Annotated in this window: 35 protein-coding genes; 34 read left to right on the forward strand and 1 reads right to left on the reverse strand. The window is 42.5% G+C overall.

Features of this window, described 5'->3' with window-relative positions; genetic code table 11:
• Nucleotides 1-6 precede the first annotated feature (6 nt).
• The 29 genes from rplC to FTU79_RS06255 all read left to right on the forward strand — a co-directional run bounded on the left by rplC (nucleotide 7) and on the right by FTU79_RS06255 (nucleotide 15,828).
• Nucleotides 7-645: a 50S ribosomal protein L3 gene (gene rplC, locus FTU79_RS06115; RefSeq protein ID WP_078189280.1), complete on the forward strand. Its 639-nt coding sequence runs from the start codon at nucleotides 7-9 to the stop codon at nucleotides 643-645.
• Between the two features lie 11 nt (nucleotides 646-656).
• The gene (gene rplD, locus FTU79_RS06120; RefSeq protein WP_078189279.1) at nucleotides 657-1,259 is read left to right on the forward strand and encodes a 50S ribosomal protein L4; all 603 of its coding nucleotides are present in this window, start codon (nucleotides 657-659) and stop codon (nucleotides 1,257-1,259) included.
• The gene (rplW, locus tag FTU79_RS06125) at nucleotides 1,256-1,576 is read left to right on the forward strand and encodes a 50S ribosomal protein L23 (RefSeq protein WP_005012992.1); all 321 of its coding nucleotides are present in this window, start codon (nucleotides 1,256-1,258) and stop codon (nucleotides 1,574-1,576) included. Before rplD ends, rplW begins: the two co-directional genes overlap by 4 nt.
• Before the next feature lie 11 nt (nucleotides 1,577-1,587).
• Nucleotides 1,588-2,412: a 50S ribosomal protein L2 gene (gene rplB / locus FTU79_RS06130; RefSeq protein ID WP_078189278.1), complete on the forward strand. Its 825-nt coding sequence runs from the start codon at nucleotides 1,588-1,590 to the stop codon at nucleotides 2,410-2,412.
• A 19-nt stretch (nucleotides 2,413-2,431) separates the two neighbouring features.
• Nucleotides 2,432-2,707 (forward strand): 30S ribosomal protein S19, encoded by a 276-nt coding sequence (gene rpsS / locus FTU79_RS06135; RefSeq protein ID WP_004281508.1) that lies wholly within the window; start codon nucleotides 2,432-2,434, stop codon nucleotides 2,705-2,707.
• 11 nt (nucleotides 2,708-2,718) lie between these two features.
• Nucleotides 2,719-3,048, forward strand: coding sequence for a 50S ribosomal protein L22 (gene rplV / locus FTU79_RS06140; protein WP_035265103.1), 330 nt, complete (start codon nucleotides 2,719-2,721; stop codon nucleotides 3,046-3,048).
• A gap of 1 nt (nucleotide 3,049) precedes the next feature.
• Nucleotides 3,050-3,802 carry a 30S ribosomal protein S3 gene (gene rpsC, locus FTU79_RS06145; protein ID WP_078189277.1) on the forward strand — a complete coding sequence of 251 codons (753 nt, stop codon included), beginning with the start codon at nucleotides 3,050-3,052 and terminating at the stop codon, nucleotides 3,800-3,802.
• A 3-nt stretch (nucleotides 3,803-3,805) separates the two neighbouring features.
• On the forward strand, nucleotides 3,806-4,219 hold the full coding sequence (gene rplP, locus FTU79_RS06150; protein ID WP_068909575.1) for a 50S ribosomal protein L16: 414 nt from the start codon (nucleotides 3,806-3,808) through the stop codon (nucleotides 4,217-4,219).
• Nucleotides 4,219-4,416, forward strand: coding sequence for a 50S ribosomal protein L29 (rpmC, locus tag FTU79_RS06155; protein WP_005012982.1), 198 nt, complete (start codon nucleotides 4,219-4,221; stop codon nucleotides 4,414-4,416). The genes rplP and rpmC overlap by 1 nt, the downstream gene beginning before the upstream one ends.
• Entirely contained in the window at nucleotides 4,413-4,670 is a 258-nt protein-coding gene (rpsQ, locus tag FTU79_RS06160) for a 30S ribosomal protein S17 (protein WP_078189275.1), read from the forward strand. Before rpmC ends, rpsQ begins: the two co-directional genes overlap by 4 nt.
• A gap of 89 nt (nucleotides 4,671-4,759) precedes the next feature.
• On the forward strand, nucleotides 4,760-5,128 hold the full coding sequence (gene rplN, locus FTU79_RS06165; RefSeq protein WP_005012978.1) for a 50S ribosomal protein L14: 369 nt from the start codon (nucleotides 4,760-4,762) through the stop codon (nucleotides 5,126-5,128).
• 9 nt (nucleotides 5,129-5,137) lie between these two features.
• Complete coding sequence (gene rplX / locus FTU79_RS06170) at nucleotides 5,138-5,455, forward strand: 50S ribosomal protein L24 (protein ID WP_078189274.1); 318 nt, start codon at nucleotides 5,138-5,140, stop codon at nucleotides 5,453-5,455.
• A 15-nt stretch (nucleotides 5,456-5,470) separates the two neighbouring features.
• Complete coding sequence (gene rplE / locus FTU79_RS06175; protein ID WP_180049265.1) at nucleotides 5,471-6,007, forward strand: 50S ribosomal protein L5; 537 nt, start codon at nucleotides 5,471-5,473, stop codon at nucleotides 6,005-6,007.
• A gap of 9 nt (nucleotides 6,008-6,016) precedes the next feature.
• Nucleotides 6,017-6,322 carry a 30S ribosomal protein S14 gene (rpsN, locus tag FTU79_RS06180; protein ID WP_067762906.1) on the forward strand — a complete coding sequence of 102 codons (306 nt, stop codon included), beginning with the start codon at nucleotides 6,017-6,019 and terminating at the stop codon, nucleotides 6,320-6,322.
• Nucleotides 6,323-6,334: 12 nt separating this feature from the next.
• Nucleotides 6,335-6,730, forward strand: coding sequence for a 30S ribosomal protein S8 (gene rpsH / locus FTU79_RS06185; protein WP_078189273.1), 396 nt, complete (start codon nucleotides 6,335-6,337; stop codon nucleotides 6,728-6,730).
• Between the two features lie 13 nt (nucleotides 6,731-6,743).
• Nucleotides 6,744-7,277 (forward strand): 50S ribosomal protein L6, encoded by a 534-nt coding sequence (gene rplF / locus FTU79_RS06190; RefSeq protein WP_078189272.1) that lies wholly within the window; start codon nucleotides 6,744-6,746, stop codon nucleotides 7,275-7,277.
• Between the two features lie 14 nt (nucleotides 7,278-7,291).
• Entirely contained in the window at nucleotides 7,292-7,642 is a 351-nt protein-coding gene (gene rplR, locus FTU79_RS06195) for a 50S ribosomal protein L18 (protein WP_067762903.1), read from the forward strand.
• Nucleotides 7,643-7,644: 2 nt separating this feature from the next.
• Nucleotides 7,645-8,142 carry a 30S ribosomal protein S5 gene (gene rpsE, locus FTU79_RS06200; RefSeq protein ID WP_067762902.1) on the forward strand — a complete coding sequence of 166 codons (498 nt, stop codon included), beginning with the start codon at nucleotides 7,645-7,647 and terminating at the stop codon, nucleotides 8,140-8,142.
• Nucleotides 8,143-8,148: 6 nt separating this feature from the next.
• Nucleotides 8,149-8,325, forward strand: a complete 177-nt coding sequence (gene rpmD, locus FTU79_RS06205; protein WP_005012961.1) for a 50S ribosomal protein L30 — start codon at nucleotides 8,149-8,151, stop codon at nucleotides 8,323-8,325.
• A gap of 3 nt (nucleotides 8,326-8,328) precedes the next feature.
• On the forward strand, nucleotides 8,329-8,769 hold the full coding sequence (gene rplO, locus FTU79_RS06210; RefSeq protein ID WP_078189271.1) for a 50S ribosomal protein L15: 441 nt from the start codon (nucleotides 8,329-8,331) through the stop codon (nucleotides 8,767-8,769).
• A gap of 45 nt (nucleotides 8,770-8,814) precedes the next feature.
• Nucleotides 8,815-10,134 carry a preprotein translocase subunit SecY gene (gene secY, locus FTU79_RS06215; protein WP_171263746.1) on the forward strand — a complete coding sequence of 440 codons (1,320 nt, stop codon included), beginning with the start codon at nucleotides 8,815-8,817 and terminating at the stop codon, nucleotides 10,132-10,134.
• 20 nt (nucleotides 10,135-10,154) lie between these two features.
• Nucleotides 10,155-10,271 (forward strand): 50S ribosomal protein L36, encoded by a 117-nt coding sequence (rpmJ, locus tag FTU79_RS06220; RefSeq protein ID WP_000867907.1) that lies wholly within the window; start codon nucleotides 10,155-10,157, stop codon nucleotides 10,269-10,271.
• Between the two features lie 107 nt (nucleotides 10,272-10,378).
• Entirely contained in the window at nucleotides 10,379-10,735 is a 357-nt protein-coding gene (rpsM, locus tag FTU79_RS06225) for a 30S ribosomal protein S13 (protein WP_078189269.1), read from the forward strand.
• 19 nt (nucleotides 10,736-10,754) lie between these two features.
• Nucleotides 10,755-11,141, forward strand: a complete 387-nt coding sequence (gene rpsK / locus FTU79_RS06230; protein WP_001040166.1) for a 30S ribosomal protein S11 — start codon at nucleotides 10,755-10,757, stop codon at nucleotides 11,139-11,141.
• A gap of 12 nt (nucleotides 11,142-11,153) precedes the next feature.
• Nucleotides 11,154-11,780 (forward strand): 30S ribosomal protein S4, encoded by a 627-nt coding sequence (gene rpsD / locus FTU79_RS06235; protein ID WP_078192454.1) that lies wholly within the window; start codon nucleotides 11,154-11,156, stop codon nucleotides 11,778-11,780.
• 17 nt (nucleotides 11,781-11,797) lie between these two features.
• On the forward strand, nucleotides 11,798-12,805 hold the full coding sequence (locus FTU79_RS06240; protein WP_004650465.1) for a DNA-directed RNA polymerase subunit alpha: 1,008 nt from the start codon (nucleotides 11,798-11,800) through the stop codon (nucleotides 12,803-12,805).
• An 18-nt stretch (nucleotides 12,806-12,823) separates the two neighbouring features.
• Nucleotides 12,824-13,189, forward strand: coding sequence for a 50S ribosomal protein L17 (gene rplQ / locus FTU79_RS06245; RefSeq protein WP_005012953.1), 366 nt, complete (start codon nucleotides 12,824-12,826; stop codon nucleotides 13,187-13,189).
• Between the two features lie 216 nt (nucleotides 13,190-13,405).
• Nucleotides 13,406-14,896, forward strand: coding sequence for an NAD(P)/FAD-dependent oxidoreductase (locus FTU79_RS06250; RefSeq protein WP_180049267.1), 1,491 nt, complete (start codon nucleotides 13,406-13,408; stop codon nucleotides 14,894-14,896).
• Between the two features lie 134 nt (nucleotides 14,897-15,030).
• The gene (locus FTU79_RS06255) at nucleotides 15,031-15,828 is read left to right on the forward strand and encodes an alpha/beta fold hydrolase (protein WP_373685649.1); all 798 of its coding nucleotides are present in this window, start codon (nucleotides 15,031-15,033) and stop codon (nucleotides 15,826-15,828) included.
• Nucleotides 15,829-15,872: 44 nt separating this feature from the next.
• Here FTU79_RS06255 and FTU79_RS06260 read toward each other — a convergent pair whose 3' ends face one another.
• Nucleotides 15,873-17,045, reverse strand: coding sequence for an acyl-CoA dehydrogenase family protein (locus tag FTU79_RS06260; RefSeq protein WP_180049269.1), 1,173 nt, complete (start codon nucleotides 17,043-17,045; stop codon nucleotides 15,873-15,875).
• 182 nt (nucleotides 17,046-17,227) lie between these two features.
• On the opposite strand from FTU79_RS06260, the gene FTU79_RS06265 reads away from it, so the two are divergent.
• The 5 genes from FTU79_RS06265 (at nucleotide 17,228) to FTU79_RS06285 (ending at nucleotide 22,541) form a co-directional block, all read left to right on the forward strand.
• Nucleotides 17,228-17,485 carry a succinate dehydrogenase assembly factor 2 gene (locus FTU79_RS06265; protein ID WP_078189264.1) on the forward strand — a complete coding sequence of 86 codons (258 nt, stop codon included), beginning with the start codon at nucleotides 17,228-17,230 and terminating at the stop codon, nucleotides 17,483-17,485.
• Nucleotides 17,478-17,864: a hypothetical protein gene (locus FTU79_RS06270; RefSeq protein ID WP_180049272.1), complete on the forward strand. Its 387-nt coding sequence runs from the start codon at nucleotides 17,478-17,480 to the stop codon at nucleotides 17,862-17,864. The genes FTU79_RS06265 and FTU79_RS06270 overlap by 8 nt, the downstream gene beginning before the upstream one ends.
• A gap of 519 nt (nucleotides 17,865-18,383) precedes the next feature.
• Nucleotides 18,384-19,448: a hypothetical protein gene (locus FTU79_RS06275; protein WP_180049274.1), complete on the forward strand. Its 1,065-nt coding sequence runs from the start codon at nucleotides 18,384-18,386 to the stop codon at nucleotides 19,446-19,448.
• 43 nt (nucleotides 19,449-19,491) lie between these two features.
• Entirely contained in the window at nucleotides 19,492-20,064 is a 573-nt protein-coding gene (gene rrtA, locus FTU79_RS06280; protein ID WP_168379122.1) for a rhombosortase, read from the forward strand.
• A 191-nt stretch (nucleotides 20,065-20,255) separates the two neighbouring features.
• On the forward strand, nucleotides 20,256-22,541 hold the full coding sequence (locus FTU79_RS06285) for a TRAP transporter large permease subunit (protein WP_180049276.1): 2,286 nt from the start codon (nucleotides 20,256-20,258) through the stop codon (nucleotides 22,539-22,541).
• Nucleotides 22,542-22,591: the final 50 nt, after the last annotated feature.

Here is a 22,591-nt window from a genome sequence, read left to right on the forward strand (position 1 = left end):
ATGCACATGGCTATTGGTTTAGTCGGTCGCAAGTGCGGTATGACACGTATCTTTACAGATGCTGGTGTTTCTGTACCTGTAACAGTGATTGAGGTTGATCCTAACCGCATCACACAAATCAAAACGCTTGAAACTGATGGTTATCAAGCGATTCAAATCACTACTGGTGAACGTCGCGAATCTCGCGTAACTAACGCTCAGAAAGGTCACTTTGCGAAAGCTGGTGTTGCTGCTGGTCGTCTAGTTCAAGAATTCCGCGCTACAGAAGCTGATCTTGAAGGTCGTGAAGTTGGCGGAACTATCGGTGTGGATGTGTTCACAGTGGGTCAAATTGTTGACGTTACTGGTACATCTAAAGGTAAAGGTTTCCAGGGTGGTGTTAAGCGTTGGAACTTCCGTACTCAAGACGCTACACATGGTAACTCTGTATCTCACCGTGTTATCGGTTCTACAGGTCAAAACCAGACTCCTGGTCGCGTGTTCAAAGGCAAAAAAATGCCTGGTCACTTAGGTGCTGAACGTGTAACTACACAGGGTCTTGAAATCGTTGCTATCGACGCAGAACGTTCAGTTCTAGTTGTTAAAGGCGCGGTTCCTGGTGCTACTGGTGGCGACGTTACTGTTCGTCCTACTATCAAGGCCTGAGGGGAAATAACGTGAATTTAAATACTGTTTCCGGCTCTGCTGTTGAGTTATCTGAAGTTGCGTTTGGTCGTGATTTTAACGAAGCTCTTGTACACCAAGTTGTTACAGCTTACTTAGCTGGTGGTCGTCAAGGTTCTAAAGCGCAAAAATCACGTGCTGACGTTTCTGGCGGTGGTAAAAAACCTTTCCGTCAAAAAGGTACTGGCCGCGCTCGTGCTGGTTCTATTCGTAGCCCAATCTGGGTTGGCGGTGGTAAAACTTTTGCTGCTCGTCCACAAGACTGGTCTCAAAAAGTAAACCGTAAAATGTATCGCGGTGCTATGCAATGCATCCTGGCTGAGCTTGTTCGTCAAGATCGCCTTGTTTTAGTTGAAGAGATTGCAGTTGCAGCTCCAAAAACTAAAGAATTGCTTGCAAAACTTAACGACTTGAATGCACCTCGTGCATTAATCGTTACAGATGCTGTTGATGAGAACTTGTATCTTGCTGCTCGCAACATTCCACACGTTGATGTGGTTGATGCTGCTGCAATCGATCCTGTTAGCTTGATCGCGTTCGATAAAGTTGTTATGTCTGTTGCTGCTGCTAAGAAAATTGAGGTAGAACTCGGATGAACAACGAACGTATCTATCAAGTCCTACAAGGACCTGTATTCTCAGAAAAAGCACAAGTTTTAGGCGAAACTGCTGGTGTTCAAGTGTTCAAAGTTGCACTAGATGCAAACAAACTTGAGATCAAAAAAGCTGTTGAGCAACTATTTGGTGTTCAAGTTGTTAAAGTTAACACAACGATCACTAAAGGTAAGACTAAACGCTTTGGTAAAACATTAGGACGTCGTTCTGATGTTAAAAAAGCATACGTCACCCTGAAAGCTGGCCAAGATGTTGAAATGGCTGACTTGGGCGATACCGCTGAAAACGCAGCGGAATAAGGACGAAAATTATGCCGATTCAAAAATGTAAGCCAACGTCTCCAGGACGTCGCTTTGTAGAGAAAGTGGTTCATAACCACCTTCACAAAGGCGCGCCATATGCTCCGTTGGTTGAAGCTAAAAAACGTACTGGCGGTCGTAATAACAACGGTCACATTACAACTCGTCACGTTGGTGGTGGTCATAAACAGCACTACCGTATCGTAGACTTCAAACGTAACAAAGACAGCATCCCAGCTGTAGTTGAGCGTATTGAATACGATCCAAACCGTACAGCTCATATTGCTTTATTGAAATATGCTGACGGTGAACGTCGCTATATTATTGCACCTAAAGGCCTTCGCGCTGGTGATCAAGTTCAGTCTGGTAACGATGCTCCAATCCGTCCAGGTAACTGCTTGCCACTTCGCAACATGCCTATCGGTTCTACTCTTCACAACATCGAGCTTAAAATCGGTAAAGGCGCACAATTAGTACGTTCTGCTGGTACATCTGCTCAATTGTTGGGTCGTGACGGTTCTTACGCTATCATTCGTCTTCGTTCAGGCGAAATGCGTAAAGTACACGTTGAATGCCGTGCTGTGTTAGGTGAAGTTTCTAACTCAGAAAGCAACCTTCGTTCACTTGGTAAAGCAGGTGCATCACGCTGGCGTGGCGTTCGTCCTACCGTACGTGGTATGGCGATGAACCCAGTAGACCATCCACATGGTGGTGGTGAAGGACGTAACAAAGGTATTCAACCTGTAAGTCCATGGGGTCAAAAAGCTAAAGGGTACAAAACACGTACCAACAAGCGTACGACTAAGATGATCATTCGCGACCGTCGCGTTAAGTAACAAGTAAAGGAATCTGACAATGCCTCGTTCTCTGAAAAAAGGCCCATTCGTCGATGCGCACTTGTTCGCTAAGGTTGAAGCGGCTATCGCGGCTAATAACCGTAAGCCGATCAAAACTTGGTCGCGTCGTTCGATGATCTTACCGGATTTTGTTGGTCTAACAATTTCTGTACACAATGGCCGTAACCATGTTCCAGTGATTGTATCTGAGCATATGGTTGGTCATAAATTAGGTGAATTCGCGCCAACTCGTACCTATCGTGGTCACGGTGTTGACAAGAAGTCTAAACGTTAATAGGTGCTATGATGGAAGTAACTGCTAAATTACGCGGTGCCGCTATCTCGGCACAAAAAGCACGTTTGGTTGCAGACCTAATTCGCGGCAAATCTGTTGCGCATGCTTTGAATATCTTAAACTTCAGCAACAAAAAAGCTGCAGTTTTAGTTAAAAAAGCATTGGAATCTGCGATTGCAAACGCTGAACACAATAACAGTTTAGATGTAGACGACCTTAAAGTTTCTACGATCTACGTTGATGAAGGCATGAGCCTGAAACGTATTTTGCCACGTGCTAAAGGCCGTGCAGATCGTATTACTAAGCGTACTTGTCACATTACCGTTAAGGTAGGGGTTTGATATGGGTCAGAAGGTTCATCCAATCGGTATCCGCCTAGGTGTTGTGAAACGTCATAACGCTAACTGGTATGCGAATCCGAAACAATATGCTGAATATTTGCTAAAAGATCTTCAAGTTCGTGAGTTTTTAACTAAAAAACTTAAGAATGCGATGGTAAGCAATATTCTTATCGAACGCCCTACAGGCGCAGCTAAAGTAACTATTAGCACTGCACGTCCTGGTATCGTGATCGGTAAAAAAGGCGAAGACATTGAGAAATTACAACGCGAATTAACAGCCATTATGGGTGTTCCTGCGCAAGTAAGTATCAACGAAATCGATCGCCCAGATTTAGACGCTCGTTTAGTTGCTGAAGCAATCGCTTCTCAATTAGAAAAACGTGTAATGTTCCGTCGTGCTATGAAGCGTGCGGTTCAAAACTCTATGCGTGCTGGTGCTAAAGGTATCAAAGTAGAAGTTTCAGGCCGTCTAGGTGGTGCTGAGATTGCTCGTACTGAATGGTATCGTGAAGGTCGTGTACCTCTTCATACTCTTCGTGCTGACATCGACTATGCTACTATGCGTGCTGAGACTACTTACGGTACGATCGGCGTTAAAGTGTGGATCTTCCGTGGTGAGATCTTGGGCGGCATGAAACAAGTCATGAACCCAGCTCCAGCTGAAGAACGTCCAGCTAAACGTGGCCGTGGTCGTGGTGAAGGTCAAGAGCGTCGTGGTCGTCGCAATGATCGTTCTGCTGAAAAAGGAGAATAATCCATGTTACAACCTAAACGTACTAAATTCCGTAAAGTGCAAAAAGGCCGTAACACTGGTCTAGCACATCGCGGTAGCTCAGTATCTTTTGGTACTATTGCACTTAAATCAGTTGAACGTGGTCAAATGACCGCACGTCAAATTGAAGCAGCGCGTCGTACAATCAGCCGTCGTATTAAACGTGGTGGTAAGATCTTTATCCGTGTTTTCCCAGACAAACCAATTACTGAAAAACCATTAGAAGTTCGTATGGGTAAAGGTAAAGGTTCTGTGGAATACTGGGTTTGCCAAATCAAACCAGGTAAAGTCTTGTACGAAATTGATGGTGTTAACGAAGAACTTGCTCGCGAAGCGTTTACGCTTGCTGCTGCAAAACTTCCGTTTAAAACCACTATCGTGACTCGGACGGTAATGTAATGAAAACTAATGATCTACGTGAAAAGTCGGTAGAAGAGTTGACAGCTTTGCTTGATGAGCAACAGCTTAACCAATTCCGTCTTCGTATGGCGAAAGCAACTGGTCAATTGGGTAAATCGCACGAAGTTGCGCTTACTCGTAAGACAATTGCTCGTATTAAGACCCTCCTTACCGAAAAACAGGGGAACGGACAATGAGTGAACAAACAGTTCGCACGTTAACCGGTAAAGTAGTTAGCGACAAGATGGACAAGTCTATCGTTGTTCTTATCGAACGCCGCGTTCAACACCCGTTGTATGGCAAATCAATACGCCGTTCAACTAAATTACACGCTCATGATGAAAACAATGTTGCTAAAGTTGGCGACGTAGTAAGCATCAAAGAAAGCCGCCCAATTTCTAAAACTAAGTCTTGGACTTTAGTTGAAGTTGTTGAAGCTGCTGCTGAGTAATTAAACGTTCTTGCATCATCGGTCAATTTCGAGTACTCTTTGAGCCTTTCGAAATTGCGACCGGTGATGCTCGGTTTTGGAGTAGGGCAATGATTCAAACCGAAAGTATGCTCGACGTAGCAGACAACAGTGGTGCTCGCCGCGTACAATGTATTAAAGTACTTGGTGGTTCACATCGTCGTTATGCTTCTGTTGGCGACATTATTAAAGTTACTGTAAAAGAAGCTATTCCACGTGCACGTGTTAAAAAAGGTGACGTGATGAATGCTGTAGTTGTACGTACAAAATTCGGCATCCGTCGTGCAGATGGTTCAGTTATTCGTTTCGACGATAACGCAGCTGTTATTTTGAACAACAACAAAGCGCCGATTGCAACTCGTATTTTCGGACCAGTGACTCGTGAACTTCGTACTGAACAGTTCATGAAAATTATTTCATTGGCTCCTGAAGTTCTATAAGAGGCACTCATGGCTAAGATTAAAAAGGGCGATCAAGTAATTGTGATCGCAGGTAAAGAAAAAGGCAAACAAGGTACTGTTTTGTCTGTTTCAAATGACCGTGTTAAGGTTGAAGGCCTTAACTTGGTAACGAAGCATCAAAAGCCTAACCGAGCTACTGGCGCTGAAGGCGGCATCGTAACTCAAGAAGCTGAGCTTCATATCTCTAACGTGGCAATTTTTAATGCTACAACCCAAAAGGCTGACCGTGTTGGTTACCAAGTGATTGAAGGCGTGAAAACTCGCGTATTCAAATCTAATGGTGAATCAGTGGCGGTAGCGAAGTAATAGGTTGACTAGGCAATGGCCAGACTTAAAACGCGTTACAACGACGAACTTAAGGCTCAATTAAAAGAAACATTGGGCGTTAAGAATGCGATGGATATCCCTCGCATTACAAAAATCACCATCAACATGGGTGTTGGTGCTGCATCAGCTGACAAGAAATTGTTAGATGGCGCTCTTTCTGATATGCAAGCAATTGCTGGTCAAAAACCAGTACTTACTTTAGCTCGTAAATCTATCGCTGGTTTCAAAATCCGTGATGGTTGGCCGATCGGCTGTAAAGTTACTTTACGCGGCGAACGTATGTACGAATTCTTAGACCGTTTGATCTCTATCGCGATCCCTCGTATCCGTGACTTCCGTGGTTTCTCTGCGAAATCATTCGATGGTCGTGGTAACTACTCAATGGGTCTTAAGGAACAAATCATGTTCCCTGAAATCGATTTTGATAAGATTGATCGTATTCGTGGTATGGACATTACCATCACTACGACTGCTCGCACCGATGACGAAGGCCGTGCGCTTATGCGTGCATTCGGCTTCCCGTTCAAATAAGAGGTCGATATGGCTAAGAAAGGTATGATTAATCGCGAATTGAAACGCGAAGCTACTGTTGCTAAATACGCTGCGAAACGTGCTGAATTAAAAGCAATTATCGCAAATGTAAATGCATCAGACGAAGAACGTTTCGAAGCGATGATGAAATTTCAAGCATTACCACGTAATGCGTCTCCAGTACGTCTACGTAACCGTTGTGGTTTAACTGGTCGTCCTCATGGTTACTTCCGTAAGTTCGGTTTAAGCCGTAACAAATTACGTGAAACAGTAATGCAAGGTGATGTACCGGGCGTTGTTAAGGCAAGCTGGTAAGGAGCACTATAAATGAGTATGCAAGATACCGTTGCCGACATGCTAACACGTGTTCGTAACGCACAAATGGCAAAGAAACAAACTGTTTCTATGCCAAACTCAAAGTTGAAAGTTGCGATTGCTAACGTACTTCAACAAGAAGGTTATATCGCTGATGTAGCTGTTGCTGACAATGAAGGCAAAGCGACTTTAACGATTACTTTAAAATATTTCGAAGGCAAACCAGTTATCGATACTGTGAAACGCGTAAGCCGTCCTGGTCTACGTCAATATCGCGGTAAAGATGCACTTCCTAGCGTTAAGCAAGGTTTAGGTATTGCAATTGTTTCTACAAGCAAAGGCATCATGACTGATCGCGCTGCACGTGCTGCAGGTATCGGTGGTGAAGTTATTGCTTTTGTTTCTTAATAGGTGATTCCTCATGTCTCGTGTGGCTAAAGCCCCAGTAACTGTACCTAACGGTGTTACAGTTACTCAGAACGGCCGGCAGGTCGAAGTGAAAGGCAGCAAAGGTACATTGTCTTTCAACCTGCATGCGCTGGTCGAGCTAAAACAGGAAGACGGTACTCTAGTTATTGCTCCTAAAGCTGAATCTAAAGATGCTTGGATGCAGGCTGGTACTGCTCGCGCTGTGCTTAACAACCTTGTAAAAGGTGTTAACGAAGGTTTCGAACGTAAGTTACAGCTTATCGGTGTTGGTTATAAAGCTGCGGTTAAAGGTAACATTGTTAACCTTAACCTTGGTTTCTCTCACCCGATCGACTACAACCTTCCTGAAGGTGTAACTGCAGAAACTCCTACTGCAACTGAAATTGTACTTAAATCAGCTGATAAAGCTAAATTAGGTCAAGTTGCTGCAGAAATCCGTGGTTACCGTCCGCCAGAGCCTTATAAAGGTAAAGGTGTTCGTTATTCTGACGAAGTTGTACTTCGTAAAGAAGCTAAGAAGAAATAAGGCGCGAGGTTCTTATGAACGAAAAGAAACAATCCCGTTTGCGTCGTGCGAAAAGCACACGCTTGCACATCCGTGCATTGGGTGCGACTCGTTTGTGTGTAAACCGCACTCCGCGTCACATCTATGCTCAAGTTATCTCTGCAGATGGTGGCAAAGTATTAGCGCAAGCTTCTACTTTAGACGCTACTCTACGTGCTGGTACTACTGGTAACGTTGAATCGGCTCAGAAAGTTGGTGCTTTAATTGCAGAACGTGCTAAAGCGGCTGGTGTAACTAAAGTTGCATTTGACCGTTCTGGTTTCAAATATCATGGTCGTATCAAAGCCTTGGCTGATGCTGCTCGTGAAAACGGCTTGGAGTTCTAATCATGGCTAAAGTTGAACAAAACGAAGGTCTTGTTGAAAAGCTGGTTGCCGTTGATCGTGTAGCCAAAGTTGTTAAGGGTGGTCGTATCTTCTCTTTCACAGCATTAACTGTTGTGGGTGATGGTAATGGTCGCGTAGGTTTTGGTCGTGGTAAAGCACGTGAAGTTCCAGCTGCTATTTCTAAAGCACTTGAAGCTGCTCGTCGCAACATGATTACTGTTGACCTTGTTGACGGTACTGTTCAGCACCCTATCAATGCTCGTCACGGTGCAAGCCGCGTTTACATGCAACCTGCTTCTGAAGGTACTGGTGTAATTGCTGGTGGCGCTATGCGTGCAGTTTTAGAAGCTGTAGGTGTACGTAACGTATTAACTAAGTGTTATGGTTCTACTAACGCTGCTAACGTAGTAAACGCAACTTTTAACGGTTTGCGTGATATGACTTCTCCTGAGAAAGTTGCTGCGAAACGTGGTTTATCAGTAGCACAAATTCAAGGGTAATCAATCATGAAAACGATTAAAGTTACCCAGACTAAATCTTCATCGCATCGCTTGAAAAATCACAAGCTTAGCCTTAAAGGTTTAGGTCTGCGTCGTATTGGTCATACAGTTGAAGTGCAAGATACGCCTTCTAACCGTGGTATGATCAACCAAGTTTACTATATGGTTAGTGTAGAGGAATAAGCCATGACTCTGCGTTTAAATACAATTGCACCTGCAGAAGGTGCTAAGCGTGACAACCTTCGTTTAGGCCGTGGTATCGGTTCTGGCGTTGGTAAGACTGGTGGCCGTGGTGTCAAAGGTCAAAACTCACGTAAGAGCGGTGGTACACGTCCTGGTTTCGAAGGTGGTCAAACTGCGTTATATCGTCGTTTACCTAAATTCGGTTTCACTAGCCAAATGGCTTTGAAAACTGCTGAAGTACGTTTATCAGAACTTGCTAAAGTTGAAGGCGACATCGTGTCTCTTGAAACTTTAAAAGCTGCTAACGTTGTGCGTAAAGATATGTTACGTGCACGTATCGTACTTTCTGGTGAAATTACTCGTGCATTCACTGTTCAAGGTGTTGCATTGACTAAAGGCGCTAAAGCTGCTGTTGAAGCTGCTGGCGGTAAAGTCGAGGAGTAATCCCCAGTGTCTATGACTCCTAGTTCGACAGGTCATGTTAACATGATGAAAGGCCAACCTTTTCATGTGAAATATCGTGAAATTATCCGCCGTATGATGTTCCTCATCGGGGCGTTGTTGGTTTTTCGACTGGGAGCACATATTCCAGTACCGGGCATTAACAATGCCGCACTAGAGAATCTGTTTAATGCAAACCAAGGTACGATCCTTGGTTTGTTTAACATGTTCTCAGGTGGTGCATTAGAGCGTATGTCAATTCTTGCTCTTGGGATTATGCCGTATATCTCTGCATCGATTATCGTGCAGTTAATGTCTACGGTTGTTCCTTCGCTGGAAGCTTTAAAGAAAGAAGGCGAACAAGGTAAGCGTAAGATCAATCAATATACGCGACAAGGCACATTGTTTCTTGCACTTGTGCAAGCTGTTGGGATGTGTGCAGGTCTGATTAGTCAAAATATTACTTTGACTAGTGGACTTGCTTTTTACGTTCCTGCTGTAACCTCTTTGGTTGCAGGTACAATGTTCCTGATGTGGTTAGGTGAGCAAATTACTGAGCGTGGAGTAGGGAATGGTATTTCCATGATCATCTTCGCAGGTATCGTTGCTGGTTTGCCGAACTTGGTTCTGCAATCTTTAACCTCAGTAGATAATGGCCAATCTAGTTTAATTGGTCTTGCAATATTTGCATTGCTATCTGTTGCAGTGTTAGCAGCAATTGTGTTTATTGAGAAGGCGCAGCGTCGTATTCCGGTAAACTATGCTCAAAAACAACAAGGTCGTCGTGTATTTACCGCTCAGCAAACACATTTGCCATTAAAAATTAATATGGCGGGTGTGATTCCTGCAATTTTTGCGAGTTCATTGCTATTGTTCCCAGCGAGCTTAGGGCAATGGGTAGGCAGTGCAGATCCAAATGCTGGCGTGATTAAACGTGGCCTACAAGATTTGGCACTCGTATTGTCGCCGGGTCAACCGATGTATTTGGTGCTATTTGGTGCATTAATTATCTTCTTCTGTTACTTCTATACTGCGCTAGTATTTAGCCCTAAAGAAGTGTCAGAGAATTTAAAACGTAGTGGTGCTTATGTACCGGGTATTCGTCCTGGTGAGCAAACTGCACGCTATTTAGATCATATTTTGAATCGTTTGACTTTTATTGGCGCGGTTTATATCACAATCATCTGTTTAATGCCGATGATTCTACAAAGCTCATTTGGTATTCCATTTAGCTTAGGTGGTACGTCTTTACTGATCGTAGTGGTGGTGGTGATGGACTTTATGGCTCAGCTCCAAGCTCATCTCACATCGCATCAATATGACAATCAATCGTTAATGCGTAAAACGACTGCTCATCCGAAAGGATAAGCGCACTTAGAGGTTTCATTATGAAAGTTCAAGCTTCTGTAAAGAAAATTTGTGGTAGCTGTAAAGTTATCCGTCGTAATGGGGTTATTCGCGTAATTTGCAGCGCAGAACCTCGTCATAAGCAGCGTCAAGGTTAATCTGATCAAGACCTGTTGATTTCAGTAGGCTAATTAGGTTATTATCCGCCCCTCAAAGATTTTGTCGGGCGGTTGATTATCTTAACTGCCTTTTTGGAGAAAATTGAATGGCTCGTATTGCCGGTGTAAACATTCCGGATAACAAGCATGCTGTTATCTCTCTAACGTACATTTTTGGTATTGGTCGCCACACTGCAAAAGCTATCTTAGCTGCTGCTGGTATTGCACCAACAACTAAAATTCGTGAATTAGATGACGCTCAGCTTGATGCGATTCGTGCAGAAGTTACTAAGGTTCCTACCGAAGGTGATTTACGTCGCGAAATTTCCATGAACATTAAACGTTTAATGGATTTAGGCTGCTACCGCGGTCTTCGTCATCGTCGCAGCTTGCCTGTCCGTGGTCAACGCACCAAAACTAACGCACGTACCCGTAAAGGTCCGCGCAAACCTATTAAGAAATAAGATTTCTGGAAGCTAAAAGATGGCTAAAGATACTCGCACACGCAAGAAGGTCACTCGTACCGTCTCTGAAGGTGTTGCACACATTCACGCTTCTTTTAATAACACCATTGTGACTATTACCGATCGTCAAGGTAATGCACTGGCTTGGGCTACCTCTGGTGGACAAGGCTTCCGTGGATCACGTAAATCAACTCCGTTTGCTGCTCAGGTAGCTGCTGAAGTTGCTGGTAAAGCTGCTTTAGATTACGGTTTGAAAAACTTGGACGTCCTTGTAAAAGGTCCTGGTCCAGGTCGTGAATCTGCGGTTCGTGCTTTAGGTGCAGTGGGTTATAAAATTAACAGCATTACCGATGTGACGCCAATCCCGCACAACGGTTGCCGTCCACCTAAAAAACGTCGCGTGTAAGGAGAAACATTCATGGCTCGTTATATTGGTCCAAAATGCAAACTCTCTCGCCGCGAAGGGACAGACCTGCAATTAAAATCTGGCGTTAAACCATTTGACGTCAAAACAAAAAAAGCTGCTAAAGCACCTGGCCAACATGGTGGCGCTCGTGGCGGCAAACAATCTGAGTACTCACTACAATTACGTGAAAAACAAAAAGTACGTCGTATGTACGGTGTTTTAGAGCGTCAATTTAGTAACTACTACAAAGAAGCTGCTCGTGTTAAAGGCGCAACAGGTGAAAACTTGTTGAAACTTCTTGAAAGCCGTCTAGATAACGTTGTTTATCGCATGGGTTTTGGTTCTACACGTGCAGAAGCTCGTCAGCTTGTATCTCACCGTTCAATCACTTTAAATGGTCGTCGTGTTAATATCGCGTCTATCCAAGTTAAAGCTGGTGACGTTGTTGCAGTTCACGAAGGTGCTAAACAACAATTGCGTATCAAAAACGCAGTTGAGTTAGCGACTCAACGTGGCATTCCATCTTGGATTGAAATTGATCATTCTAAATTGGAAGGTACGTTCAAAGCTGCACCAGATCGCTCTGATTTACCTGCTGAAATCAACGAAAGCTTGATTGTAGAATTGTATTCTAAATAATCCTTGAGGTAGCAATAATGACGCGTACTGCAAATGAGTTTCTAACTCCGCAAGCGATCAAGGTCGAAGCGGCAAGCGGGACCTCGGCAAAAGTTATTCTAGAACCATTAGAGCGTGGCTTTGGTCATACTCTTGGTAATGCTTTACGTCGTATCCTTTTGTCTTCTTTACCTGGCGCAGCCGTGGTTGAAGTAGAGATTGAAGGTGTCGAGCACGAGTACAGTACTTTGGAAGGCTTGCAGCAGGACATCGTCGAGCTCTTGCTGAACCTAAAAGGATTGTCTATTAAGCTGTTCGATCAAAATGAAGCTTATCTGACATTGGAAAAACAAGGTCCTGGCGACGTTACAGCCGCTGACCTTCGTTTACCACACAATGTTGAAGTGGTTAACCCTGAACATTTGATCGGTACTTTAAGTGCTTCTGGCTCATTAAAAATGCGCCTGAAAGTTTCTCAAGGTCGTGGTTATGAGACTTCTGATTCACGCTTCCCTGAAGGCGAAACTCGCCCAGTGGGTCGTTTACAATTAGATGCTTCTTACAGCCCAATCAAACGTGTGTCTTACACAGTGGAAAACGCTCGTGTAGAACAACGTACTGACCTTGATAAATTGATCATTGATCTTGAAACCAACGGTACTGTTGATCCTGAAGAAGCAATCCGCAAAGCGGCAACAATCTTGCAACAACAAATTGCAATTTTTGTTGATCTTCAGAAAGATCAAGCACCAGTTGCTCAAGAGCCTCGTGAAGAAGTTGATCCGATTTTGCTTCGTCCAGTAGATGATCTAGAGCTTACTGTTCGTTCTGCTAACTGTTTGAAAGCAGAAAATATTTACTACATTGGCGATCTTGTTCAACGTACTGAAGTTGAGTTGCTTAAAACTCCTAACTTAGGTAAAAAATCGTTGACTGAGATTAAAGATGTTCTGGCATCGAAAGGCTTGCAATTGGGCATGCGTTTAGAGAACTGGCCACCGGCTAGCCTCCGCATGGACGATCGCTTTGCTTATCGTAGCCGTTAATTAAGTAGGACTATCACCATGCGTCATCGTAATAGTGGTGTGAAATTAGGCCGTACAAGCAGTCATCGTAAAGCGATGTTCCAAAACATGGCTAATTCTTTGTTCGAACACGAGTTAATTAAAACTACTGTTCCTAAAGCAAAAGAATTACGTCGTGTTGCTGAGCCTTTAATCACTTTAGCTAAAGTCGATTCTGTAGCAAACCGCCGTTTAGCGTTTGCTCGTACTCGTTCAGCTGCAACTGTTGGTAAATTATTTACCGTTCTTGGCCCTCGTTACAAAGAACGTAACGGCGGTTATCTACGTGTTCTTAAAGCGGGCTTCCGTGCAGGTGATGCTGCACCGATGGCTTACGTTGAGCTAGTAGATCGCGAAGTTAACTAATTTCGTGAAGAGCAGCGTACGTTGTTCTAAAAAAGGTCGGTTTTTAACCGACCTTTTTTAATGCCTGCAGTTTTGTGGTGGCTATATATTGTTAGACAATAATTTAATTTGTCCTTAAAAGATAAAAATAAAACGCCTTTTGCTTAAACTTGACATTGTGTATTGTCAAAAATGTGATTTAATAAATATAAATCTAAGATAGGTTAAAAGAACAACATGGAAAAACAAGTTGATATTCTCATTGTAGGTGCAGGGATCTCCGGTGTAGGTTTGGCTGCTCATCTTTCAAAAAATTGTCCTAATCGTTCATTTGAAATTATTGAACGTCGTGAAAGTTTCGGTGGTACATGGGATCTTTTTAAATATCCTGGTATTCGTTCTGATTCGGACATGTCAACTTTTGGCTTTAATTTTAAGCCGTGGAAAAAATCTAGTGTGCTTGCAGACGGTCCTTCGATCAAAGGCTATCTTTCTGAAGTAATTGACGAATATAAGATTAAAGAAAAAATTCATTTTCAACACCGTGTTGTGAGTGCAAATTACGACTCACAGACTCGTAAGTGGTCTGTTGTTATTGAAGATGCGAAGAAGAAACAACAAACCTGGGTTGCAAATTTCGTCTTTGGCTGTACAGGTTATTATAATTATGACCAAGGTTTCCAACCTGAGTTTAAAGGGCAGGAAAACTTTAAGGGTATCTTCATTCATCCACAACATTGGCCTGAAAATTTTAATTATGCAGGCAAAAAAGTGGTGATTATTGGTAGTGGTGCAACAGCGATTACATTAGTACCAGCTATGGCAAAAGGCGGTGCAGGGCATGTGACCATGCTACAGCGTTCTCCAACCTATATTGCCTCAGTACCTTCTATTGACATCATTTATGACAAGATGCGTAAAGTATTGCCTGAAGATGTTGCTTATAAACTTACCCGTGCACGGAATATCGGTGTACAGCGGGCTGTTTATGCTGTTGCGCAAAAGCAACCTAAATTACTCCGTAAATTTTTATTAAAATCAATTGAGTTGCAGTTGAAAGGTAAAGTGGATATGAAGCACTTTACCCCAGATTATAATCCTTGGGATCAGCGCCTTTGTGTGGTGCCAGATGGTGATTTGTTTAAAATTTTACGCGAAGGCCGTGCATCTGTTGAAACCGATCAAATTGAAAGTTTTACTGAAAATGGCATTCAATTGAAATCAGGCAAACATCTTGATGCAGATGTAGTAATTTCTGCTACAGGTCTCAACATTCAAATTTTAGGCGGAATCAGTGCCACAATTGATGGAGAACCACTGAATACCTCTAAACATATGTTGTACCGTGGCGTGATGGTCAGTGATGTACCAAATATGGCGATGATTATTGGCTATATTAATGCTTCATGGACCTTAAAAGTCGATATTGCTTCTGAATACATCTGTAAATTGATTAACTATATGGATCAAAATGGTTATAACCAAGTGATTCCACAAGGCGATGCGACCGAGTTGTTAGAAGATACCGTAATGGGCAGTTTGACTTCAGGCTATATTGCACGTGCAGCGGATGTGATGCCAAAACAGGGTAAACATGCACCGTGGAAAGTCAGTAATAACTATTTGGCAGATCGTAAAGAATTAAAGCATGCTTCATTTGAAGATGGAGTGCTGAAATTTGAAAAAAAGTCTGATCAAGTGGCTGCTAAACCCAGATTAGTTTCTTAAGTCTATTACATAAAAAAGGAGCATGATGCTCCTTTTTTTTACTTTAGATGTGTGACTTTAGGGTTTTATTTGATGCGTATTATTTGTTGAAAAATATATCATGTTGAAAATAAGGAAATGTACACAGGGTTAATGTGAATATTCAACAACATTCAGAATTTATAAAATTAAATGATTATGAGCTATATATTAAAGCTTGGCAGCCTGAAACAGCAGATAATGATGCAACTTTGGCTCCGATTATATTGATGCATGATTCTCTAGGCAGTGTGGATTTGTGGCGTGATTTTCCTGCGCAATTGGCTGCTGAGTCTAGCAGAACGGTAATAGCGTATGATCGCTTGGGCTTCGGGAAATCATCAGCAAATCCTGATGTATTAAGTACTGATTTTGTCTATGCCGAAGCACAGCAGGGCTTTAAGGCGCTTCTTCAACATTATTCCATTCAACAGTTTATTGTGATGGGGCATAGTGTCGGTGGGGGAATGTCTGTTGTGATTGCCAGTGAATATACTGAACAATGTCGAGGTCTGATTACTATATCAGCACAGTATGAAGTGGAAGAACTCACATTATCGGGTATACGTGAAGCTAAAACAGGGTTTGCGCAGCCTGGACAGCTTGAACGCTTGGCTAAATACCATGGGGATAAAGCCCAATGGGTTTTGGATGCTTGGACGGAAACTTGGCTTTCACCAAGTTTCCGTCAATGGAACCTCGAAGATTATGTTGGAAAAGTACAGTGTCCAAGCTTGATCATCCATGGAGAACTGGATGAATACGGGACGACAGCACAAGCTCAGAAACTTTTTTCGGGTATAAAAGCTGATGCAGAGCTAGAGATTTTGGAAGGGCTTCATCACATGCCGCACAAAGAGCAACCCGCATTGGTCGCTGCATTAATCTGTGATTTTGTGAATGATTTAAGTTGATATCGAAAGAATGAAAAAAGCCCATCATCTGATGGGCTTATTTGTTATAAAGAGCGGGAAATCAGCTCTTTCATAATTTCATTGGTACCGGCATAAATACGATTGGCTCGATTGTCAATATAAGCCCGTGCAATTGGATATTCAAGCATATAGCCATAGCCACCATGCAACTGCAGACATTCATCCACGACTTTGGAAAACATTTCTGAAATTTTGTATTTAGCAGCGGCTGCAGCGTCAATACCGAGCTGTTCCTCAAGTTGTAGTTCCATACAGCGATCTAGATAAGCTCGACAAAAATCGATTTCAGTACGTAGTTCTGCCAATTTAAAACGTGTGTTTTGGAAACTTGATACGGTCTTGCCAAATGCCTTACGTTCTTTGGTGTATTGAACAGTGTGCGCAAAGGCTGCTTCTGCACCGGCTTGGCAAATAATCGCAACCAACATGCGCTCCCAAGCCAATTCCTTCATCAGCATCATAAAGCCCATACCTTGCATGCCGAGTAAGTTACTTTTAGGGACGCGGACATTATCAAAGAACAGTTCACAGGTATCCTGACCTTTCATGCCAATTTTGTTTAAAGGTTTGCCTTTACTAAAACCGACGCGATCTGCCTCGACGATAATTAGCGATAAATTGGCTGAACCTTTTTCACTATTACCTGTCTTGCAGACCACAATTGCCATGTCACATAAATAGCCATTGGTGATAAAGATTTTTGACCCATTAATAATATAGTCATCACCATCTTCTGTAGCGGTTGTGCGTACGGCTTGTAGGTCTGAACCTGTGCCCGGTTCGGTCATTGCAATGGCAGTCACGGTTTCGCCAGATGCCATTTTCGGCAGCCAATGCAACTTTTGTTCTTCATTGCCAAAGTTATGAATGTAATTGGCCACAATGTCGGAGTGCAGTGAAAAGCCGGTAGAGGAGTCCATAGCATAGGCCTGCTCTTCAATCAGAATCATGCTATAGAGTCGGTCTACACCATAGCCGCCATAAGCTTCGGGCATGGTCGGGCAAAGCAAGCCCATGGCACCGGCTTTATTCCATAAGTCACGGTCAACATGTTGTTGTTTTTCATATTTTTCGATATTAGGTATAACTTCTTTTTCATAAAATTTTCGTACTGTTTCACGAAATGCATCATGTTCTGCATTAAATAATTGACGTGGCAGCATGTTATTGAGTGGGCGAATCGCTGCAGATTGCATTTTGAATATCCTATTCATTTTTATGGCTTTGTCTTCAACTTATAAGATGCAGCGTGTGACTGCAATGTGCAGAACATTCAAAAGCAAGAATTGCGATGAAGCATTCGGTCAATCTTTGAAAACACTCCACTTCAATGGGGTGGATGAGTTACACTAGACGGGTTCAACGATTGGGGAAGACAATGACTGATGAAATCAGCTTAGAAGAGCGTAAAGTGATCTACCGCGCACGTCGTGGTTTAAAAGAGATTGATGTTTATTTTGATCCCTACGTCAAAAATTACTATTTACAAGCCGATGCAGCTGAAAAAGACATGTTTGCAGAACTCGTTGCTGCAGAAGATCCAGATTTGTTGGATTGGTTTATGGAAGTTAGTGAACCGCCACGTCCTGAATTAAAAACGTTTATTCAAAAATTAAAACATTACGTTCATGGATAATCGGCAATTCAAACTGAAACGCAGTTTTTTATCGCATGCGTTTCAGTTTTTTATTTTTGCGGTATTGATGACGCTGCTTTATCAGTTACTAACACCTATGCTTTGGGGGGTATTTTTCCTCATTGGACTAGTGGTTTATGTACTGTTTTTCCGTAAGCATTTACACGTCGCCAGTCTAGATTATTTGGATGGAACTGATTGGTCTTTGCAACGGCTCAACCGTCCAGTGCAACGCGTTCAAATTAGCCATATTTTGGATCATCAAATGTATATCGTGGTGTATTTTATGCATGCGCGTGCAAAACCAGTGATTATTTGGCGCGATCAATTGTCATTGAAACAGTGGAAATCACTCAAAGTATTGGCCAAAATAATCTAATTGTTAGACAGCCTTTATTTTTAAAATTCAATAAAATGCAAATATTTCATTATCTTATGTTGTGGGTAAAATAATCTTGTCTGACAGGATTGAAATTTATTGGCAAAATATTTAAATTGTCTGACAATTTTAAGCTGTGCGGTGATTCTCTGCCTATATATTAGCCTTACCAACAGCCGTTAAGGGAAATCATCATGATGATGCCAACTTGGATGTTTCTGGTAATAGCGATTGTGTTAGCAATTGTTATAGGACGACTAGGAACAGTGCTGAAGGAACAGTTAACTCAAAAATAAGCAGTCAAACGCTTTCACAGTTAATAAGTAGCATGTGCCGAACCGTCGCTATGCTACTTTTTTTTGCCTAAAATTTAGTCTTTGTAAAAAATCAGTCAATTGCATTCAGCGTGATTCATGGCACAGTGTGTCGTTCAAATTAGAGCAAATACTCTTTTATTCATTTTTTGCTTCTGATATGTTTGTCGTGATGGACATAAACACAATTATAGAGGACAGGAAAATGTCGAGCGTCCAAAAAATATGCCAGGGTGTGGCAGTTGTAGTAATAACAAGTACATTATTCGCGGGTTGTTCGCAGGTTGTAAAAACCGGTGCTAATGTTGCACTCGGATTTACAGAAAAACATATTGTGCCACCAATTTTAGCCATGGAAGATGCTGAAATGGTGTGTAATTCAGGTAATTCATTAACTCCAGCCATTATGGCCACCAAAGATATGGGCGCAGACCCAACACGTGTGGCTGTGTTGATGTATTCAGCAGCAGGGATTTGTGCAGAACAAAAAGCCTTGGATGCAGAGTTACGCTATTTACGTGCATCTAAAGCTAACCAAGTATCCGAAGCACAGGATGCTCGTGTTGAGCAAAAGCGTTGGGCGGCACTTGCTGCACAGCGTCAATATACCGGCTATCAATTATTTCAAGATCGTTTTGAAAAGAAGTATAAGAAAAGTCTAGGTGAAGGCTGTCCAAAAATGAACAGCGACATTGACCAAACAGTGTATATGTTGGGAATGTTAAGTGGCTTACAGGCCATGACCAATGATATTAACTCAGGTGGGGCGGTAAACGTTCCAAAAGACATTGCTGCGATTGTTGAACGCGGTATGGTATGTCTAAATAATGAAAAATTCTGGGGCGCACCAAATGCAACCCGCGCTGTGATCTGGACGTTATTGCCGGGTGCAGGTGATGGAAAACCTGATCCATACCAAACATTGAAACAATCTACGCAAATTGGTGAGCAAAAGGGTGTGAGACTGTCACATGCTTTATATGCGGTTGCTGCACAAGCCAGTGGCGATGATGCGAAAATCCGTGATGCCTTACGTACCTTTGCACAAGCGCGTAGCGATGAGAAACCTGTTAATCCACAATTTAAGCTCATCGATAGCATGGCTGAAACCATGGTGAAAGGGATTTCAGATCGTTATTGGACTGAACATACAGGCGTTCGTACGGCTGATGATGGTATGGAACATTTCTGGGATGAAAGTGCCAATAGTTCTGAACTCGATGATTTGTTTAGTGGTGATATTGAAACCAGTGGCACAGCTGCAAATTAATCTTTGCAATAGCGTTTAAAAGTGAGGTACAGGAGGAGCGAAAATGAAACTACAATTTTTAATACCGAAAATTGTCTTTCTTGCCGTATTCGTTTCGATCTGTGCCTCGCTACAGGTATTTAAAGATTATTTTATCTATTGGCAAGATGACTTATTTCATGATTTTTGGCGCTTATGGACCGCACATTGGGTTCACGTCGGTTGGATTCATTTTGTTTTAAATATATTGGCCTTTATTTGCTTACCGTTTATTTTCCCACGAGTTTCGACATGGCATTTTGTTGCCATTTTATTGATTTTATCTCCTTTAATCAGTCTAAGTTTCTATTTTTTCTTACCCGATATTGAAGCCTATGCCGGATTATCTGGTGTCTTACATGGTGCCTATGTCGCGGTCGCTTGTGTGCATTTGATGTATCGACGGGAGCGAAATTTTGCAGCCTTTGTATTGTTGCTGATTTTGGCAAAATTGGTGTGGGAAAATACCGTGGGCAATACGGGAACGGCTGAATTAATTGGAAGCCCCATTTTAGTCGAAGCACATTTATTGGGGGTGATTTGGGGCATTATCATCGCCTTGTTCTATCTTGTTGGCAATTATTTCTGGGATCGTTAGCTCACTTTAGGTGATTGGGTTGACAAAAAAAACCGAAAAGAAAATACATATTGTCATTTTAATGTTTTGAATATTGATGCAAATTTAAACGTAATAATAAAACAGTTAGGTCAGGGAAAGGATCTTCTCGAGCCGCTAAGGAAAAGGATGCTTGGCTCCGCTAGGCTCCAAAATAAAAAATAGGAAGACTCATGCAAAATGATGCACAAAACAGATCCGGCATCGTCGGGCTGTTAAGGTATGTCTGGACAGAATGGATTTCGACTCTAGTCGTGTTGATCTTGCTTCTGCTTACATTGATTATCGGTACAGGGGAGATGATTCATGGTCAGCTTCTGCGTACTGGTGAGCGTTTGTATGGTAATGAAAGCATTGGGATGCAGTATTCATTTTTACGTGCAGAACCGACCAAGCCTGAATGTGACCGTAACCCGAATGTCGATGCGTTGGTGAAAACTCAAATGCAAGCCAATGCAGCAGATGAGTTTGCTGATTTTTTTGGTACGGCATCTGAAAATGACGTTCGTTCGTCTATTTTAGCGGGTGTGCAGCAGTGTGAAGAAAAGTATCAATTTTATGATAAAGCCATGCAACATATGGAGAAGCATCCGAGTATTCGCGCCTATCGTAATTTTGAAACAAGCTTCTTCGGTATCTTTAAATTTGGTACTGAAAATCGCGCCATTTTGTTGATTTTTATGGTGGTTATAGCTGCGATTAGTGCGACGTTGAAAATTCATCATATTGGTCTACGCGGTCCTGCAACCAAGAAGGATTATCGTGTTTATAGCCTGATGATGAGCTTCGGTAATGGACTGTTAACCTACTCAAGTATCAGCCAATTCAATTCAGTGAAAAATTCGGGAGTTCCAATGACCACCGAAACTGAACTGATTTATTGGATGTGGATGACGCTGTTCTCAATCCTGACATTGATCAGTGTTTTGCAATTGTTTAGTCCGCCAAAAGATGCCAAAGAGGGCGGTAGTCTTAGTTTCGCGTTCCTAAGCGTGCCTTTATATGCGTATATGGCGTTGATTACAGGTATCGCCTTTATCTTCTTTATGGACTACCCGATGGGGCAAGGCATCTATTTAGGGCAATTGGTCGAGTTTTCAAGTATTTTCCTGAATCTAGCGTTATTCATTTGGGCGGGTATGTTGTTGAAGCAAACCCGTGTCGTAGATTTATTCTTGAATATTTTACGCCCATGGAACTTAGCTCCTGAGACTTTAACATGGCTGATTTTAATCGCAGCAGCATTGCCTACAGCCTATACTGGAGCATCGGGGATCTTTGTCATTGCGGCAGGCGCGATTATTTATAAGGAAGTGTGGAACGCTGGCGGACGCCGTCAATTTGCCTTGGCTGCAACAGCAATGTCCGGTTCGCTTGGGGTGGTTTTACGTCCATGCTTATTGATTGTGGTTGTTGCATCGCTAAATAAAGAAGTGACCACGGATCTGCTTTATCAATATGGTATTTATACGTTCTTGCTGACATCTACGATGTTTTTAATTGTGTCGTTATTTTTTGCAGAACATAAGTTCCGTATTGCTCAAGCCAATGTGGCAGCGCCGCAGTCAGGACGTGCCTTCTTAGCCGTTATTCCTTATATTGTGATTTTCGTGCTGATCTGGATGTTCTATAAATATTTATTGAATACAGATTTAAATGAATTTACTGCACCAGTCATGATGCCTGTTATTCTGCTGATGATCGTTTTAGTGGATAAATTACGTCATCAGCCAGCACCATTGTCAGCAGTTGGGCATTGGGATGAAACACTAACAGCAAATTATAGTGCGAATGCTGAACCTGCTTTAGCCGGCGCACAGGTTGCACATGCAGAATACCGTGAAGGATTACATGGCAATAGCACAGATGATGGGCAGGCTGCGAATCATACAGTGGCTCAATCCAGCTCTATGCAGATTCTACGTCAAGTTGGTTTTTGGAAGTCGATGCATATTTCGACCAGTGAAACCGTTGGACATATCGGTGCTTTGGTTATTTTGATGGCGCTTTCGGTAAGCGTTGGTGGATTGCTAGAGCGTACTGAAGTCATGAGTTTATTCCCAACTGATATCAGCAGTACTTTTTTGGTTATCACATTGATTGTCGGATTGATGGTCTTTGTGGGTATGATTATGGATCCGTTTGGCGCAGTCATTTTAATTTCTGCAACTATTGCTCCTGTAGCCTATCAATACGGTATTCATCCTGTGCATTTTTGGATGATTACACTCATTGGTTTTGAGCTAGGTTATGTTACGCCTCCAGTTGCATTGAACCACCTCTTGGCCCGACAGTCGATAGGGGATGCTGAAGTCAATGAAGCGGATGCTGAAGTTCGTCACTTGTCGTTTTATTACCGTTATGAACGTTGGATTTTGCCGCTGATTGTGCTGTTCCCTGCAATGTTGATTATTGCGTATCTGCCGTATTTCTTTAAGCTGTTTGGTTGGTATCAATAAATTAATTTTGAAGCATTAAAAAAGCACCTTCGGGTGCTTTTTTATTGAAT

It is taken from the genome of Acinetobacter sp. YH12144, from assembly GCF_013418345.1.
Classification (GTDB): domain Bacteria; phylum Pseudomonadota; class Gammaproteobacteria; order Pseudomonadales; family Moraxellaceae; genus Acinetobacter; species Acinetobacter amyesii.

Coding starts and splice junctions, on each gene's coding strand:
- rplB (WP_078189278.1), top strand. CDS start 1,588: ATGCCGATTCAAAAATGTAAGCCAACGTCTCCAGGACGTCGCTTTGTA.
- rrtA (WP_168379122.1), top strand. CDS start 19,492: ATGAAACTACAATTTTTAATACCGAAAATTGTCTTTCTTGCCGTATTC.
- rplQ (WP_005012953.1), top strand. CDS start 12,824: ATGCGTCATCGTAATAGTGGTGTGAAATTAGGCCGTACAAGCAGTCAT.
- rplR (WP_067762903.1), top strand. CDS start 7,292: ATGAACGAAAAGAAACAATCCCGTTTGCGTCGTGCGAAAAGCACACGC.
- rpsM (WP_078189269.1), top strand. CDS start 10,379: ATGGCTCGTATTGCCGGTGTAAACATTCCGGATAACAAGCATGCTGTT.
- FTU79_RS06240 (WP_004650465.1), top strand. CDS start 11,798: ATGACGCGTACTGCAAATGAGTTTCTAACTCCGCAAGCGATCAAGGTC.
- rplF (WP_078189272.1), top strand. CDS start 6,744: ATGTCTCGTGTGGCTAAAGCCCCAGTAACTGTACCTAACGGTGTTACA.
- rpsK (WP_001040166.1), top strand. CDS start 10,755: ATGGCTAAAGATACTCGCACACGCAAGAAGGTCACTCGTACCGTCTCT.
- rpsS (WP_004281508.1), top strand. CDS start 2,432: ATGCCTCGTTCTCTGAAAAAAGGCCCATTCGTCGATGCGCACTTGTTC.
- rplW (WP_005012992.1), top strand. CDS start 1,256: ATGAACAACGAACGTATCTATCAAGTCCTACAAGGACCTGTATTCTCA.
- FTU79_RS06265 (WP_078189264.1), top strand. CDS start 17,228: ATGACTGATGAAATCAGCTTAGAAGAGCGTAAAGTGATCTACCGCGCA.
- rplN (WP_005012978.1), top strand. CDS start 4,760: ATGATTCAAACCGAAAGTATGCTCGACGTAGCAGACAACAGTGGTGCT.
- rplV (WP_035265103.1), top strand. CDS start 2,719: ATGGAAGTAACTGCTAAATTACGCGGTGCCGCTATCTCGGCACAAAAA.
- rpsQ (WP_078189275.1), top strand. CDS start 4,413: ATGAGTGAACAAACAGTTCGCACGTTAACCGGTAAAGTAGTTAGCGAC.
- secY (WP_171263746.1), top strand. CDS start 8,815: ATGAAAGGCCAACCTTTTCATGTGAAATATCGTGAAATTATCCGCCGT.
- rplP (WP_068909575.1), top strand. CDS start 3,806: ATGTTACAACCTAAACGTACTAAATTCCGTAAAGTGCAAAAAGGCCGT.
- rpsE (WP_067762902.1), top strand. CDS start 7,645: ATGGCTAAAGTTGAACAAAACGAAGGTCTTGTTGAAAAGCTGGTTGCC.
- rplC (WP_078189280.1), top strand. CDS start 7: ATGGCTATTGGTTTAGTCGGTCGCAAGTGCGGTATGACACGTATCTTT.
- rpmD (WP_005012961.1), top strand. CDS start 8,149: ATGAAAACGATTAAAGTTACCCAGACTAAATCTTCATCGCATCGCTTG.
- FTU79_RS06250 (WP_180049267.1), top strand. CDS start 13,406: ATGGAAAAACAAGTTGATATTCTCATTGTAGGTGCAGGGATCTCCGGT.
- rplE (WP_180049265.1), top strand. CDS start 5,471: ATGGCCAGACTTAAAACGCGTTACAACGACGAACTTAAGGCTCAATTA.
- rpsC (WP_078189277.1), top strand. CDS start 3,050: ATGGGTCAGAAGGTTCATCCAATCGGTATCCGCCTAGGTGTTGTGAAA.
- rplO (WP_078189271.1), top strand. CDS start 8,329: ATGACTCTGCGTTTAAATACAATTGCACCTGCAGAAGGTGCTAAGCGT.
- FTU79_RS06270 (WP_180049272.1), top strand. CDS start 17,478: ATGGATAATCGGCAATTCAAACTGAAACGCAGTTTTTTATCGCATGCG.
- FTU79_RS06285 (WP_180049276.1), top strand. CDS start 20,256: ATGCAAAATGATGCACAAAACAGATCCGGCATCGTCGGGCTGTTAAGG.
- FTU79_RS06260 (WP_180049269.1), bottom strand. CDS start 17,045: ATGCAATCTGCAGCGATTCGCCCACTCAATAACATGCTGCCACGTCAA.
- FTU79_RS06275 (WP_180049274.1), top strand. CDS start 18,384: ATGTCGAGCGTCCAAAAAATATGCCAGGGTGTGGCAGTTGTAGTAATA.
- rplX (WP_078189274.1), top strand. CDS start 5,138: ATGGCTAAGATTAAAAAGGGCGATCAAGTAATTGTGATCGCAGGTAAA.
- rpsN (WP_067762906.1), top strand. CDS start 6,017: ATGGCTAAGAAAGGTATGATTAATCGCGAATTGAAACGCGAAGCTACT.
- rpmJ (WP_000867907.1), top strand. CDS start 10,155: ATGAAAGTTCAAGCTTCTGTAAAGAAAATTTGTGGTAGCTGTAAAGTT.
- rpsD (WP_078192454.1), top strand. CDS start 11,154: ATGGCTCGTTATATTGGTCCAAAATGCAAACTCTCTCGCCGCGAAGGG.
- rpsH (WP_078189273.1), top strand. CDS start 6,335: ATGAGTATGCAAGATACCGTTGCCGACATGCTAACACGTGTTCGTAAC.
- rpmC (WP_005012982.1), top strand. CDS start 4,219: ATGAAAACTAATGATCTACGTGAAAAGTCGGTAGAAGAGTTGACAGCT.